Source organism: Streptomyces sp. NRRL B-24085 (assembly GCF_001282115.1).
Taxonomy (GTDB): domain Bacteria; phylum Actinomycetota; class Actinomycetes; order Streptomycetales; family Streptomycetaceae; genus Streptomyces.
The window spans coordinates 1-15,397 of sequence record NZ_LJBR01000087.1 but is presented as its reverse complement, the minus strand read 5'-3'; the positions used below and the strand labels follow the sequence as shown (position 1 = coordinate 15,397).

The following is a 15,397-nucleotide window of genomic DNA, read 5'->3' as shown; positions in this document are numbered from 1 at the left end:
GCATCACATGATCAAACCGGACGACCCGGGCAAACGCCGGGGCCCTGTGCCTCGATCGCGCCCTGCTGTTCGAAGTGCCCGTCCCCGTTGTCTCGCCTCCGCGGTACCGCACCCGGCTGGCCGAGACCCTGAGGCTGACTACCGGTCTACGACAACTCTTTGCGCGAGGCGGATGGGCCAGCCAACCCGACCGGGGCTGGTGGCGGCAGCAGAAGCGTCTGGTCGCCGACTACCGACTCCACGTCGCGCCGCGCCGCTACCCCCGCCGTGACATCCCCGCAGAGGATGCCCTGGCGGAGCTGGCCCGCCTTGACCAGTGGCGTGACCTGCAGCAGCACGTCGCGGCAGCCCACGTGCGGGACTACAAGCTGGCTCGCTTCCAGTTGGACGCCACGCGCACCGTGTTCAAGGCGCTCGGTGGTCCGCGATCAACGGGAATCATTGTCGGCGCGGGTACGGGTAGCGGTAAGACCCTCGCGTTCTATCTGCCGGCATTCGCGGCGATGGCGGAGCACGCCCGGCCTGGTACAACGTCCCGGGTACACACCCTTGCCCTCTATCCCCGCCTGGAGCTCCTACGAGATCAACTCCGGGAAGCAATTCGTGGGGCCGACGGCATCGAGGGAGCCCTGCGTGCGCAGGGACGTCGTGCTCTGCGTATCGGCGCGCTCTATGGCAACACCCCTTGGAACGCGCGGGACCTGAAATTGGAACCGGGTGGCAGGGTGGCCGGAGCGTGGGCGCGAACCTCTGAGGGGGCCATTTGCCCGTACCTCCCGTGCCCAAATCCCGAATGTGGGACCGGTGACTTGGTGTGGTCCGACAGCGATCGGCTCCAGGGGCGCGAGCAGTTGACCTGCGTGAAGTGCGGCCACACCATCAAGGATGGGCGCCTCGCACTCACGCGCGAGTCGCTCAAGGCCAACGAGCCAGATCTACTCTTCACCACCACCGAGACCCTCAACCGCGCCAGTGCTGACAGCTACCTCGAGCGCCTGCTCGGGTGGCGCGGAGGCAACCCTGGCCCCGCCCTTGTCCTCCTTGACGAGGTTCACACGTACACCGGCGTACACGGGGCACAGGTCGCCCTCCTTCTCCGTCGTTGGCGTGAAGCGGTTGGCCGGCCCGTCACGTTCGTCGGTCTGAGCGCCACGCTGCGAGACGCCAGACACTTCTTCGCCCAACTGATCGGGCTGCATCCGGGCGACGTCGAGCCGATCGAACCGGCTGAGGACGCCATGGAGACCGAAGGCCGCGAGTACGCGCTCGCACTACGTGGCGACCCCGTCGCCGGCGCCAGCCTGCTGTCCACATCGATCCAGACCGCGATGCTCTTCGGACGCACGCTGGACCAAGAAAGTGACCGCTTCCTTTACGGCTCAACGGGTTTTCTGTTCACCGACGACCTCGACGTAACCAACCGTTTCTACGACGATCTCCGTGATGCGGAGGGAGGTCAGTACCGGTCCGGCGGTCGCAGTGGCTGGAAGCCTGTGCTCGCTGGCCTTCGCTCCCCAGATCGGGACGAGCACGATGCCCGCTACCGGGATGGTCAGTCCTGGGACATGGTCGAGAAGATCGGGCACGATCTCGATCCTGGCCTTCGCCTCCACCACCTACGGATCGGCCGGACCTCGTCACAGGATGTGGGCGTCGACCACAACGCGGATCTCACGGTGGCCACGGCCTCTCTTGAAGTCGGCTTCAACGATCCTCGGGTCGGGTTGGTCCTGCAGCACAAAGCACCCCGCGACGCCGCCGCCTTCATCCAGCGCCGCGGTCGCGCCGGGCGTCAGCGCGGAACCCGTCCGATCACCGTGGTCACACTTTCGGACTATGGTCGAGACCGTCTTGCCTACCAGGCGTACGAGACGCTGTTCGCCCCGGAGGTATCGGCCCGAACGTTGCCCATCGGCAACCGGTTTGTGCTGAAAATTCAAGGCACGCAGGCCCTCCTGGACTGGACTGGCCGCAAGCTCCGCAGCAGACGTCAGTGGGCGGACCCGCGCAAGCTGCTCAAGGCGCCCCGCGGCGGCGTCGTGCGCCAGGAGGATCAGGCGGCAAGCGAGATGCTCGCCGAGCTGCTCCAGGCGCTCCTGGACAATTCCGGTCTCCAGGATGAACTCGCCAACCATCTGGTGCGGGCACTCCGTATCAGCGCCGACGAGGCTCAAGCTTTGCTCTGGGAGCAGCCCCGCTCGCTCCTCCTGGCCGTAGTGCCGACAGCCCTCCGCCGGCTGCGCAGCCAGTGGCGGCCGCTGCGCGACGACTCGGGGGCCCGGGACGGCGCGATGCTTCCCGAGTTCGTCACCCAGTCGTTGTTCGCACCATTGAACCTGCCAGAGGTGGACCTGCTGCTGCCCTTCTCTGAGGGGGACAGCATCGAGCAACTTCCCATCGCTCGGGCTCTGCGCGAAGCGGTACCGGGGCGAGTCAGCCGCCGCTACGGACACCGCCGTGACGAGCACCGCACCTGGCTTCCGATGCCTCCCGACGACACGGATGCGCTGCCGCTCACTGACATCGTCCGGAGTGGCGATCCTGAAGGAATGTGGTTTCCCCACGGGCACGGCCCTTCAGGATTTCAGGTGTTCCGCCCGCAGCAGCTCATCCTCGATCAACCCCCTCAGGAGATCGACACCCGGTCGCAGGGCATCCCTCGCTGGGGCACGCAGATCGTCGTTCCAGAGGATGCGTCCCTGAGCTCGGCGGACGTTCCAGAGCCTTCGTTGTGGTCGCAGCGCATCGCCTCGGTCAACTTTGCAACCCACGCCGCTGGCAACCCCATCGAGGTTCGGCGCATGACAATGGGGGCAGACTGCGAGATCGCTCGTAAGCGCGGGGACAGTGAGAAGCGAACTGTCCGATACGAAGTGCAGGGTCAACCGGCTGCCCTCGGCTTCCGGCTTGAGGTTGACGCCTTCCGCGTCAGGCACATGCCGCTGGATCTCACCGAGCCCGCCGTACGGGACTATCTGGATTCTCCGCAATGGCGCTCTCTCGCGTTCTCCTACGCCGTCGCCGAGGATCCAACGCTTGCCGAGATCACCAACAAGTTCCAGCGCGAGTGGCTGACTCAGGTGTATCTGACTGCATTCGCCCTGGCCGGACTGGACGGCACGCGCACCGGTGAGCAGGTGAGGGCCTCACTCGCCGACGGATCGTGGAGCCAAAACCTCGCTGAAATCTTCAAGGTTCTCTACCGGGACAACAGTGAGTCCGAGCAGCCCGTAGACGGGGACCGCCTGGTGGCCGCACTCCTGGAGTTGTCCCACGACAGCCGCGTCATCTCAGCACTCGACGGAGCAGCGGAACTCCTGGTCGCGCCCGACGTCGCCGCGCACACCGAAGAGTTGGCGCAACGCGCATATCGCGACACCCTGGCCGCTGCGATATCCACGGCGGCTCAGCGGGCCTGTCGCGATGCGCAGGACGGCGACCTAATCGTCGACGTGCTGCCCGGAGACGGCCTGGGCGACCCGGCCACCGTGTGGTTGAGCGAGACGTCCATCGGAGGATTGGGGGTCATCGAGCGTCTTGTGCAGTACTACAGCGAAGACCCGCGCCGGTTCTGGGGACTCGTAGCCAGTGCACTTGCCCCCAGCGACTACGAGTATGTCGATGCGACGCTGACCCGTCTCCTTCGACACCTCATTCAGGAGCCCGGCGGTGAGGCCGCGCAGATGATGAATGCTCTGCGCAGCGCAGAGGACTCCACGGCGGCGGGCACCGCCCTCCGGGGGCTTCGGGCGGCCTGGGAGCGTCTGGATGGCCCTCCTCGACGTACTGCAGTGTCCGCCATGTCGACTCGACTCCTCCGCCCCGGTTCCAGCCCCGACACAGACGCGGTAGCCCTGGGACTTGTCGATGCATGGAGCGAGTTGGAACAGCGCCTCGGTATCGAAATAGACGCACGCGTCCTGGCGTACGCCGCCGGCGCCGGACGCCTCACGGTGAGCAGCTCGCGGGAAGTGACTGCGGACCAGGCGTTCAGTCTGCTCTGGCCGCGCGGGCGACAGGCCAGAACCCAAGATCTCCAGCACTACCAGCCCTATGTCGGGCCCCCTGTGCTGGACCGGCTCCTCGTACAGGCTGCACACGACGACAACATCGCGCAGATCGACGTCACAGGCACCGACTGGACGCTGACCTACCAGAAGGCAATGTCGGAAGGCGCTGCTGTACAGCTTGTATGTCCAGCCAAGGAAAGCACGGCAATGGCGCAGGCCCTCGTACGCGTGCCGGCGCTGCCCATCGACCGGGACTTCCTGAAGGTGTTCGGCGAAGTTCGCGGGTTCGCGCGCCACAGAGATCAACTGCAAGTGCGAGTGGAACTACGGGAGGCAGCACAGTGAGCGTCCTGGAACGCACCGTCCGCATCGGAGCGCGCACTGGTCTTCGTGTCGATTCGATGCTGTCGGCTGCCTTGATCGCTGAGGCGGTGAACCCGAGCAGTGAACTCTGGTTGGTCTCACCGTGGATTACCGACGTCCAAGTACTGGACAACAGCCACGGCGCCTACGATTCGTTCTTCGGAGATGTTCCGCCACTGGGCTGGCGGCTTTCGGAGGCCCTGGCCCGTATCGCGAGCCCTGAGGCACGTGTACACGTGGTCACACGCCCTGCCCCGCATAATGCGGCCTTTCTGCAGCATCTGGAATCGGCCCCGGAACGGGACTACATCCGCATCGTGCAGAGTCCAGATGTCCATGAGAAGACGCTCTGCGGGAAGGACTGGATTCTGACCGGGTCGATGAACTACACGATCCGCGGCATGGCGGTGAACGACGAATCAGTCACGTATAAGGTCGGCGGCCCGGACGCGGGCCAGGCGCGGCTGGACCTCAGGCAGCGGTGGGGGGCTGGCGCGTGAATCAGAGCCAACAGCGCACGCGGGAGCAGACCGAGGAGTTCTTGCAACGATTCTTCGGAACAGGAAACCGTGTCTGGCCGAACCTCGATCCTGCCTACCAGCACGCTGGCCGGACCCTTCCGTTCGTGGAAGCCTTCCGCCGTGGGGACGACGCTCCTATCGTGCTGCCTCGTACCTACCCCGACCGGGACTGGTTCGTGATGTACGTCATCGCGAGAGATACTGCGGACGCAGCGAAGACGGCCGACTTGATCCGTTCGTTCGCGGGCCCGACGTACATCGCGTTCGACCCGCTACGGGGACTCCGCCCGGCTCCACTCGCCCCTGATGATCCGGTCGAGAAGGCGATCCTGGACTTCTTCGGTCCTCGCGTCACGTTTCGACTCGACACCGGCAAGACACGCCAGCACCGCACGAACCTCGCTGAGGCGCTGCAACTCATGCAGCGGACCGTCGCAAGCCGGCCCCCCAGATTGTGGCGACTCGCCAAGCCAATGGGACGGCTCCTGGCCGAGTTCGATGCCTCCCTGTCGGCCGGCGGAGACTCCGCTTCGCTCGATGCGCTTGAGCAGTTGGCCGCAGGTGGCGGCATCACGGCAACCAACCTGGCTAACCTGCATATCAAGAGGCTGGACCGGTTGGGGCGGAGCGCGGATGTCCTGGCCTTCCCCGGACTGCTGGACATCGTTCGCCAGAACCCTCCGGCGCCAGTACGGGAAGCGATCCTCAATGCCGTCTATTCAGTGGCGCTGGAGCAGCCGCTCACGGATAACGACCTCACCGCTGCAAAGAGCAAGCTGGTCGAATCAGGGAGGGTTGTCCCTGATCTGATCCCCAGCGACGCCAGTGCGTACGGGCCGCAGGCAATGACCGTACTGCTGCTGGCGGTTGGAATCCGTCAGGACTTCACTACCCTGCAACGCCTCGCGACATCAGTCGAGGCAAGCGGTCGGGTGGATGAGATCCCGTCTCTCGTATGGGATCACGTCACGGAGTTGCTGCCGACGGTCCAGCCGACAGAAGTCACAACCGCTCCGGTTCCCGAGCCACAAGAAATCCTGGCTGAACGTACAGCAGTGGCATCGGCGGGACGCTATGAGCCAGTTACGTCCTGGAGCAGTCTGCTGAGTTCGATTGCCGCAGGCCACGCTGACGGCAAGGCGGCGTTGGAGGACCGTACATGGATGGTCTGGCAGAGCCCGGCCACCGACGATGCGGCGCTTGCCGAGTTCCTGGATGGCTTGCAGGATCACGAGGCGGACAGGGTATGGAGCGCAGTCGGAGCCTTCATCGATGCCGTGGGATACGACGCGCCAGCGGGTCAGACGGCTCACGCGTTCATCCGGAACGCGCTGACCTTCGACCGATTCGGTCCAGGCGATCTTGCTGTCCTGCAGGCGCTGACGGAGATTGCCCTCCGGGCAGCCCCGGCGGAGAGGGAGTACAGGGAACTCCTTGAGGAGATCGGATCGGAGCGGAGCCGGTGGGTCGCTGCTGAACGGGCTGCGGTCGCGCTCGACTTCGTCGATCGCCTGTTCCTTGCCGGGTGCCCCAGTAACGAGGCTCGCAGTAACCTGGCGTACGCACTCCTGGAACCGCTCTGGCTGCATCAACAGCGCCTCAACGAGGCGGACTTGTCTTTTGCCCAGCGCCTTTCGCAAGAACTCGGCATCGACTTCGAGTGGGAGCCTCCCTCCAGGGAAGGCAGTGAGGGCGATTCGCCGTCTGAAATCCCGCCCCTGACACTGTTGCTGTACTCCCTGGATGAAGCAGTACTCGCCCGCTGTCGGGAAGAGGTTGAGCGACTCGCGCCGGCCGTGAAGGTAACGACGGCCTCCGACCGTGTCGGCACGCCGCAACTGCGCCAGAAGGCCCGCACGGCTGACGCGATTGTTCTGGCCACGCGCTGCGCGAAGCATGCGGCGACTGGCTTCATCGATCAGCACGCGGTAACCCAGCACATTGGGTACGCGAACGGTAGCGGCTCGGCCTCTCTTCTGCGTGCGGCAGTCGACGAGCTTCGCGCAGCAGCAGCGGAGTCCTGACAGCAAGGTGGCCGCCCCAGGGAGCTGGGCGGCCACCTTGCTAGGGCGCACTGTCAGGTACTACCCGCGGACTCGGGCCTGCAGGTAAGTGCTGAGCAGTCGTACGTCGCTGGACGTGTTCTGCAGACTGTTCCAGCGGCGCTCCTGGCCGTCCGGGAACGTCCATGTGCCAGCCGTCCACGCCACATGCTCTTCGAGGCCTCGCAGAATGGAGCGGACCTCGTCCCAGTTGACCTTGTCGACCGGGATATCAGTGGTGAGCCGGTCCATGACGAAGCCCATGGCCTGGATACCCACACCGTGCGTCAGCCTCGACTCCTTCGGGGGCTTGCTCCACGCGTCCTCGAAGATTTTCGAGACTGGCTTCCAGAAGGCCTGGAGGTGCGCGACCATCCGCTCCTCGTCGCCGGTGCCGTCGGTGGCGTTGCGGTACTGGAACAGCGCGCCCTCGTAGATGCTGTGCTCCAGCATCTTCAGCACGCTGTTGTCCTTGATGTTGCCCTTGGGAGACGTAGGGCTGCTGATCCTCCCGCAGAAGGGGCCCTCTTGGGTATTCAGGAGAGACATGATTTGCGCAGCGAGCCGGCGACGCTCATGCGAACGCGGCAACTGCCCGGTCGTCGCGGGCAACAACTCATACACGAGCCCCTTGGGGAGCGGCTTGGTCGAGTTGACCAAGATGAACTGCGACCGCTGCTCCGCCTGTCCGGAAGCAATGAAGCCCACGGCAGCGACGGGGAACTCGGCAAGGTCAGCGTCCCTGATGGCGGCGCTGCGCTGCTGTCCGTCAACCAGCCATGCTGGCTTGTCTTCGTCAGCCAGTGACTCGTCGACGGGGATGACCAGTTCACCAGGAACGGAGTAGTCGACGGATCCGCCGCGGGCTGCGGGAACAAATTTCACTCGCTCGTCGAAGGCAAGGACCAGTGCGTTGGGAAGCATCGCGCCGTCTGACTCAAGGTAACGGCGGATCGACCGGATGTGGCTGAGGACCTCGGGCCGCTGGTACCCCTGCAGCTGCTTCTCGTCGTCTCGGCGGATGCGCGAGACGGCGGCGAAGTCGTGCAGTTTCTTGCCGTCGACTGCGAAGCAGTAGATCTCCTTGCTGCCTTGGCTCACCTTGAGGGCAGGTAGCTTGAGCTCGTAGCGGTCGGCCACATTATCTCCTGTTTAGGGTGCTTAGAGTCTTATGCGCGGTCTGGGTGATTATGTGAACGACAGCTTGCGCATCTTGGCTTCCAGGACAGTCATGTTATGGAATCCGCGGCGCTTGTTTCGCTCTGTTCCGCGGAAGATGACCATTTCGATCTTGTGTTCCTTGCAGAGATCGCATGGGCAGTCGTCCCAGGGGCGATCAGCAAGGGTGGCCTTGTACCGCTCGACGTGCTTCAGCTTCTTTTCATCGCCGAGGAGCGCCTGATAGCCGCGCAGTGCCTCCATGACCTCTTCGGCTTCCGCATTGCGTTCGTCGTACCTGCGCAGCAGTTGGAGGCATTCCCGCTCTGCTTTGATGGCCACCGATTGAGAGACGACGCCAGCGAGGATCAGTCGCTTGAGGGTCAGGTTTCCATCGACCTGCGGAACTCTGATCGCTGTGTAGGAACCGTTAGCAGTGTGGTAGTTGTTGCGCTCGTCCATGAAGGCCTGGCGGAACGCTGAGGTGCTGTCGAAACTTGCGACGTAGTACTTGGAAAACTCTTCCATGCTGTCAACGCGGGTGATCCCGAGCAAATGGAAGTACACCTCATCCGCACGGACTTTAGCGATCCTCTCAAGGCAGGACACGATTTCGGGCGTCTTCAACGGGACCATGCCGCCCAGAGCAATCCGCTTGTAGCCCATTTTTTGGAGCCGAGCGACGCTGTCCGCGTAGCTATCTGGGCTCCATCCCTGAGCAGCGCCAACAGGCTCGAGTTTGTCATCCTCGTTCAGGGTCTTCGCGTTGCGAGCCCTGACGCCGGCGATGAACTCCTCCGCCAATTCTAGCGAAATCTCGCGGCGCTGTGCCCACGCAGGATTGACATCCGCGTCGGAGACTTTCGGATCGTAGCCGAAGATCACATGGTCAATGCTGATCCCTGAATTGAATTGGCAGCCGAGGTAGAAATCGAGGACCTGTTCGACAGAATAGGGAGGACGTTCTTCGTCGATATAGTTGAACGCCCCGCAGTCTCCGAGACTTCTCATCGCCTTGGGGAGTCTGAAGAATTCACGCACGCCAAGCCGGTATAGCCGCTCGCGCTGAGGTGCACTATATTTTCCTGCACCCTTTACCGAGCCGTCGACAATGGCCTTGCTGACTAGTATGCCGTCGTATGGGGCAGGCTTCACCGCTTGATGAGCGTAGAGATCGTCTCTCTGTCGAACCCGGTACGGAGAATATTCGTCATTGAGGAAGTCGTACGTCGGACTGACCTGGTCCTGGCTGTCTGGAAAGTAGAATTTCACGACGCGCTCATCCTTGACTCACGGTAAACACGGATCAGATAGTTTGACAGGATGTTGATGTGCTTCGTGACGTTCTCCAGCTCATTCCAGGAGAAGTTGATCTCAGACCAGCGTCCCTTGGTCCAGTGGCAGTGGGGTCCAATAAGTGCGAGTTCCGCCATGACCTTGTCGTAGACGTCGTTCGAGTTGACGTCTACTTCAAACAACACTCGCTCCATGACGCGATCCATGAGTCGCCCCATGGAGCGAATCCCGACGCCATGCATCAGCCGGCTCTTGGTCGGTGAGATTCCCCATGCGTCAGGGAATGTGTCCCTCACTGCAGTCCAGTAAACAACGAGAATGTTGCGGATAGTTGCCGTGTCAGTTGTTCCGCTGGACAAGTTCTTGTAAGGGAAGAGGACTCCGGAAGCCGACAAGGATTCCGTGATTGCCTGAAGGAGGCTGTTGTCCTTAACGAAAGTTTCTGACTTCTTGCTGGCGGTGGTTGACGCCTGCTTGATCAGACCTTTAAAAGGTGAGTCGCTATCCTGGTTCAGCGCATTTACCAGAGTTGCTGGGAGCTTACGGGCCGAGAGCCTCGTGGGCAGTTGGGTGTTCACCTCTGGCAGGAGTTCTGAGACCAAGTTCCCGGGAAGAGGTGACACTGTATTAACGCGCAGGAACTGGTCGCGTTGAATGTCCAGGTCCTCAGCTACAAATCCCGCGATGGTGATTGGCATCTTGGAGTTCCGCGTACGAGCAAGCGCCAGGCTCCGCTGCTGACCGTCGACAATGAGAGCTGGGCGTGGCGCTTCCCGTGATTCCGGGAGGGGAATCTCCAGGGTGCCAATGGTTGCGAGCCCGTCGCTAGGGTTGGGGCCTCGGCTCCCCTTGAAGCGTACCGCCGGGGGCAACGCGAGAATTAGGCCGTTCGGAAAGAGCACGTCGTCGCCGTCTAGGTATTCCAAGATCTGCTTGACGTGTTGCTTCTTCTCGGGGCGCTGATACCCAAATAGCTTGCCGGCCTCATCACGCGAGATCCGCGCGACGTCGGCTACGAGGTCAACTTCCCCTGCTTCCAGTGCGAACAGGTACAGGGGGATCTTGGGGTTCTGTTCGATGCGCAGGGCCCTGCGTCTGATCAGATTCTCTGTCACTATTCCCCCCTGGTGCGAATGAACAACCCGGCAAACCTGCTCTGCTCGCATGCTCGGCCGCTGTCTCGCAGTGCACGCAAGAGTCGCGTTCGTGAGATGCCGGGCGAGGAGGTGATCTGCTCTTTAATGAAGGCGACGACCTCTTCATCCGACATGGGCTCGCGGTTGTGCTGCTCCGGCTGAGACGTACTCGCCGCCCACTTGCGCCAGGAGTCGTTGGCCGCGGGAGAGGTCAGTCGTTTGTCATCGCAGTACTGGAGCCAGGACGCGGCCATGCGTACGTTCAGGCTCGTCAGGGTTCCGCCGAGCGCATGGCGCAACCCTGCATCGGAGGCGACTCGTTGGATGCCGGGGATCTCTTCGACGCCGCCGACCATCAGAGCCTCGCTTGCCACCGCGCCGAGGGCTCGAAGCTCTGCTTCCATGGCCTTCGCGTAGACCTCGGACAGCACCAGCAGCACTGGCCCTTCCTGGCCGAGTCCCGGCAAGGTCGCGCGGCCAACTCCCTCTTGAAGATGCCGCCACCACTGGACACCGTCTGCCGCCGAGGAAGCGACCGAGTCGGCGTGTCGGGTGCTGAAGGTCGCCGCGTAGGAAGGCGCCATTGCAGACACTGGCTGCAGGCCGAGGCCGGCGGATGCCACCCACAGTTGCGCATCGAATCCCGCCTTTGCGGCGGCTGTAGTTAGTCGACGCGACTGCGTCCAGTGATCGCCCCGGTAGAGCTCGGTGAGGGAGTGCGTGCGAGTCGCGTTCTCGACACGCTCCTTCCAGAGTGCCGAGCGTTCCTTCACTGTTCCGACCGGGAGCGACCTTGCTTGCAGTGCGGCCTCGGGTGCAGCTGCCTTGCGGTCCGTGCACGTGACGACCAGTGAAAGTTGCCTCACGCGGCTCTGCTCCCGACGCCGATAACTGGAAGTATGTTGGCGTCACTCTACCTGCCAGTTTTCGCGTAAGCTGCAGCGGTACACACAGAGCTAACTAGGGAGCAGGGCATGGCGGAGCGTCCCGCGATCGTTCTACTGAGTGGCGGCCTGGACTCGACGACCGTTCTGGCGATCGCCAAGGACCAGGGCTACACGCCGTACGCGCTGAGCTTCCGTTACGGCCAGCGGCACAGTGTGGAACTGGAGGCTGCGAAGCGTGTGGCGGGGGCGCAGGGGGTTGCTCGCCACGTCATCGCGGACATCGATCTGCGAGTTTTCGGCGGCTCGGCTCTCACGTCGGAGATCGAGGTTCCCAAGCACGAGTCTCTGGACGACGCCAGCAGCAAGGACACGGGAAGCAGCGTGCCCATCACGTATGTACCGGCACGCAACACGATCTTCCTGTCCTTCGCGCTGGCCTACGCGGAGACCGTCGGCGCGAGCGACATCTTCACCGGCGTGACCGCCGTCGACTACAGCGGCTACCCGGACTGCCGTCCCGAGTACATGGACGCGTACGCGAAAATGGCGAACCTGGCGACCCGCGCAGGCGTTGAGGGGACGCAGGAACTCAAACTCCACTCGCCGCTCATCGCCATGTCGAAGGCCGATATCGTCCGCGAGGGACTGCGCCTCGGTGTGGATTATTCCCTGACGTCTTCTTGCTACGACCCAGACGAGCAGGGTCGGGCCTGCGGGCACTGCGAGACCTGCCTGCTCCGTCTGAAGGGGTTCGCCGAGGCTGGCGTTACCGACCCTGTGCAGTACCAGGGCGCGTGAGAATGACCTATCTGGTCAAAGAGATCTTCTACACCCTGCAAGGCGAAGGGAGTCACGCAGGTCGTCCAGCCGTCTTCTGCCGCTTCTCCCGGTGCAATCTCTGGACCGGCCTGGAGAAGGATCGCCACCGTGCGATCTGCCAGTTCTGCGACACGGATTTCGTCGGTACCGACGGAGAAGGCGGCGGCCGTTTCGCGTCCCCGGACGATCTCGCGCAGGCGGTGGAACGAGCGTGGCCCTCGGCATCCAGGGAGCACCGCTTCGTCGTGTGCACCGGAGGCGAGCCACTCTTGCAGCTTGACGATGCAGCGATCGATGCCCTTCATGCCCGAGGCTTCGAGGTCGCCGTCGAGACGAACGGCACCCGCGTACCGCCAAAGGGCATCGACTGGCTCTGCGTCAGCCCCAAAATCGGCTCCGAACTGGTAGTTACGCGTGGAGACGAACTGAAGCTCGTTTACCCCCAGTTGGGCGGCGACCCCAGTCAGTTCGAGCACCTGGACTTCCGGTACTTCCGGCTCCAGCCCATGGACGGCCCGGACGTTGACGCCAACACCAGGGCGACGGTCGACTACTGCATGAAGAACCCGCGCTGGATCCTCTCTCTCCAGACGCACAAGTATCTGGGAATTCAGTAATGGAAATCTTCCGCGAGTTCACCTTCGAATCCGCGCACCGCCTGCCCAATGTGCCCGAGGGCCACAAGTGCGCGCGTCTGCACGGGCACTCGTACAAGGTCATCGTCCACGTCGAGGGGCCCGTCGGAGCCGAATCGGGCTGGGTCATGGACTTCGGTGACGTCAAGCGCGCCTTCAAGCCCATCGAAGCGCGACTCGACCACTACTACCTCAACGAGATCGAGGGTTTGGAGAACCCGACCAGCGAGGTCCTCGCCCGCTGGATCTGGGATCGGCTGAGGCCGACACTGCCCGGCCTCTCCGCCCTCACTGTCCGCGAGACGTGCACATCCGGCTGCACCTATCGGGGCGAGTAAGCGTGCACGACATCCAGAACGAGACCGACTCCCGAGGCATCGAAATCGACGACGTCGGCATCAGCGGCTTGCGCTACCCGCTGTACTTCGAGGACGGCCACCTCCGCCAGGACGGCGTCGCCGAGATCGAAGTGACCGTCCGGCTGCAGCACGACCGGCGGGGCACCCACATGAGCCGCATGGTCGCTCTCGCACACGATCACCTTCGTCGGTTCGATCCGCGCAAGCTGCCGTACGTCCTGAAGGTCGGCGCCGACCTCCTCGACGCTCCCGCGCTCGCAGTGACGATCGATGTCCCATTGAGCACTAGCGTGGTCGCGCCTGCGAGCGGCGCTGAGTCGTGGCAGGTCCACGACGCTCGTTTCGAAGGCCGCTGGGACAACGGCGACACGACGGTGATTACCTCGGTCACGACCGAGGTAACGAGCCTGTGCCCGTGCTCGAAAGCTATCTCGGACTACGGCGCCCACAACCAGCGCAGCCGCATCACGCTGTCCGTGACGGGGCACGGGGACACGCCCTATCCCTTTGCGGTGCAGGAGGCCGTAAGGCTCCTGGAGCAGAGTGCGTCCGCCCCTGTCGTGCCGTTGGTCAAGCGGCCCGACGAACGCGTTCTAACGATGCAGGCGTACGACCACCCTGTGTTCGTTGAGGACATGGCGCGCGACATCAGCCTCGCCTGCCGCGAACGGGGCCTCGAGCATGCTGTACGCGTTCGAAACCTTGAGAGCATCCACAGCCACGACGCTGTCGCTCGCATCTCCAGGTGACGACAGACATCGTCTCCCCGCAGCATCCCGACTCGATACGCCGCAACTGAGCCTGGGCCCAGCGCCTTCTGGGCCCAGACGATCAAGCACGCGTCCAGTTGGCGCGGCGGAGGTTCAGCGGGTCTGGGTGGAAACGGCTGCCGGCGCCTGCCCGGGAGGGGCGGGCGCCGGGGCCTGCGGAGTCAGCATCGCTCGTCGCGGAGTGGCAGCAGCGGGGACCTGACGGTGTCCTTGCCCCTCGGCGAGTTCGCAGGTGAGGTCCTGCAGGACGGCCGCCGGGGTGTACGGGGACAAGTGGAGCGCCCAGGTGGGCTGGTGGACGGCGTTGCCGCCCCAGACGGTCCAGGTCGGCAGCGAGCTGTTGGGCTTCTGGGCGGCGAAGGCGTCGAACTGGACGCCGGCGGCGTCCTCGCCCGGTGCCTCCCACCGGATCCAGCGGCCTTCGACTGTCTGCTTCCAGCCCGCATCCGAGAGCGGCCGGGTCGCCTCGGCGATCTCCGTCTCGGAGACGACGGTCGCCGGTCCGGCGCCCCACACGTAGTCGGAGGCCAGGGAGTTGAGCAGGGTGCGCACGATCTCCACCGGGGTGGTGGCGGTGGCCGTGGCGTGCCAGAGGCGCTCGCTGACGGGGGATTCGTAGGCGGCGATGGTCCACTTCATGTCACGGCATTCGGCGTCGTGATCGATGAGGGCGCGCAGAGTGAGCGATTCGTGGTTGGCGATGGTGGTGTTGTCGTCCCAGGTCCGGTACTTCTCCCAGTCATTGTTCTCGGTGAGGAAGTCCTCCAGCAGAGCGTCGTGGTCGCCGGGGTCGGCAGCGTAGGCGGGCACGCTCTCGATGGGCGGCGTGGATGGGGCCCGCGTCGTGCCGGTTGAGCCGAGTGCGATGCGGGCTTGGGCGGTTTGGCGTTCGGTGTCGGTCATGGGGGCGGGGCCGGAGCGTAGGGCGTCGCCGTGGGTGTGTTCGAAGGCTGTGATGGCTTGGGTGGGGGAGTCGAAGGTGTCGGTGACCTGCCGGAGGTGGTTCTCGCCGTGGAGGTACACGCCCTTCCCGCTGTCGCGGTAGGTGCCGACGGCCACGATGGTCCAGCCGTCTTCGGCGTGGGCGTGGATGAGGAGCCGTCCGTGGCGGATGTCGTCGTAGATCTTCTGGGCTTCGTTAGAGACCTCGCGGATCTCGGCGCGGGTGCACCAAGGCATCGGATAGCTCGCCCAGGTCCATTCCTCGGCGATCGCCTCGCGCAGGCTGGGGGTGATCTCGGTGGTGATCCCTTCGGCGTTCAGGGCCTGGGCGGCTTGGTCGGCCCAGTACGCCTCTTCGTGATCAATGCGGGCCAGGACCATGGTGTGTGGGTCGAGGGTCTCGAAGCCGTGGGTGGCCAGGAGTGCCAGGGCGGTGCGGTGGTGGGGGCCGGTGAGGGT

The 15,397-nt window shown here is 63.9% G+C and carries 12 protein-coding genes; 7 read left to right on the top strand and 5 right to left on the bottom strand.

Annotated features, from left to right (window positions below; translation table 11 throughout):
* Positions 1 to 74 precede the first annotated feature (74 nt).
* From dpdJ to dpdD, 3 genes are read left to right on the top strand one after another with little or no spacing between them, the layout of a single operon-like run.
* Entirely contained in the window at positions 75 to 4,355 is a 4,281-nt protein-coding gene (gene dpdJ / locus AOJ26_RS12690; RefSeq protein ID WP_234358539.1) for a protein DpdJ, read from the top strand.
* On the top strand, positions 4,352 to 4,873 hold the full coding sequence (gene dpdK / locus AOJ26_RS12685) for a phospholipase D-like domain-containing protein DpdK (protein WP_234358538.1): 522 nt from the start codon (positions 4,352 to 4,354) through the stop codon (positions 4,871 to 4,873). The genes dpdJ and dpdK overlap by 4 nt, the downstream gene beginning before the upstream one ends.
* Positions 4,870 to 6,918: a protein DpdD gene (gene dpdD / locus AOJ26_RS12680; protein WP_053848360.1), complete on the top strand. Its 2,049-nt coding sequence runs from the start codon at positions 4,870 to 4,872 to the stop codon at positions 6,916 to 6,918. Before dpdK ends, dpdD begins: the two co-directional genes overlap by 4 nt.
* A gap of 60 nt (positions 6,919 to 6,978) precedes the next feature.
* Here the strand turns inward: dpdD and dbpB (AOJ26_RS12675) are convergent, their stop codons facing one another.
* From dbpB (AOJ26_RS12675) to AOJ26_RS12660, 4 genes are read right to left on the bottom strand one after another with little or no spacing between them, the layout of a single operon-like run.
* Positions 6,979 to 8,076, bottom strand: a complete 1,098-nt coding sequence (gene dbpB, locus AOJ26_RS12675) for a DGQHR domain-containing protein DpdB (RefSeq protein ID WP_046914112.1) — start codon at positions 8,074 to 8,076, stop codon at positions 6,979 to 6,981.
* 48 nt (positions 8,077 to 8,124) lie between these two features.
* Positions 8,125 to 9,366: a tRNA-guanine transglycosylase DpdA gene (gene dpdA, locus AOJ26_RS12670; protein ID WP_053848356.1), complete on the bottom strand. Its 1,242-nt coding sequence runs from the start codon at positions 9,364 to 9,366 to the stop codon at positions 8,125 to 8,127.
* A complete protein-coding gene (dbpB, locus tag AOJ26_RS12665) occupies positions 9,363 to 10,505 on the bottom strand; it encodes a DGQHR domain-containing protein DpdB (RefSeq protein ID WP_046914114.1) in 1,143 nt (380 codons plus the stop codon). Before dbpB (AOJ26_RS12665) ends, dpdA begins: the two co-directional genes overlap by 4 nt.
* On the bottom strand, positions 10,505 to 11,299 hold the full coding sequence (locus AOJ26_RS12660) for a hypothetical protein (RefSeq protein ID WP_234358537.1): 795 nt from the start codon (positions 11,297 to 11,299) through the stop codon (positions 10,505 to 10,507). Before AOJ26_RS12660 ends, dbpB (AOJ26_RS12665) begins: the two co-directional genes overlap by 1 nt.
* A gap of 201 nt (positions 11,300 to 11,500) precedes the next feature.
* On the opposite strand from AOJ26_RS12660, the gene queC reads away from it, so the two are divergent.
* From queC to AOJ26_RS12640, 4 genes are read left to right on the top strand one after another with little or no spacing between them, the layout of a single operon-like run.
* Complete coding sequence (gene queC / locus AOJ26_RS12655; protein WP_046914116.1) at positions 11,501 to 12,211, top strand: 7-cyano-7-deazaguanine synthase QueC; 711 nt, start codon at positions 11,501 to 11,503, stop codon at positions 12,209 to 12,211.
* Positions 12,212 to 12,213: 2 nt separating this feature from the next.
* On the top strand, positions 12,214 to 12,849 hold the full coding sequence (gene queE / locus AOJ26_RS12650; protein ID WP_046914117.1) for a 7-carboxy-7-deazaguanine synthase: 636 nt from the start codon (positions 12,214 to 12,216) through the stop codon (positions 12,847 to 12,849).
* The gene (gene queD / locus AOJ26_RS12645) at positions 12,849 to 13,205 is read left to right on the top strand and encodes a 6-carboxytetrahydropterin synthase QueD (protein ID WP_046914118.1); all 357 of its coding nucleotides are present in this window, start codon (positions 12,849 to 12,851) and stop codon (positions 13,203 to 13,205) included. Before queE ends, queD begins: the two co-directional genes overlap by 1 nt.
* Positions 13,206 to 13,207: 2 nt before the next feature.
* Entirely contained in the window at positions 13,208 to 13,975 is a 768-nt protein-coding gene (locus AOJ26_RS12640; protein ID WP_046914119.1) for a GTP cyclohydrolase I FolE2, read from the top strand.
* Between the two features lie 114 nt (positions 13,976 to 14,089).
* On the opposite strand, the gene AOJ26_RS12635 is transcribed toward AOJ26_RS12640, so the two are convergent.
* Positions 14,090 to 15,397: DUF317 domain-containing protein (locus tag AOJ26_RS12635; RefSeq protein WP_086724223.1), on the bottom strand; the 1,308-nt coding region annotated here is incomplete at its 5' end.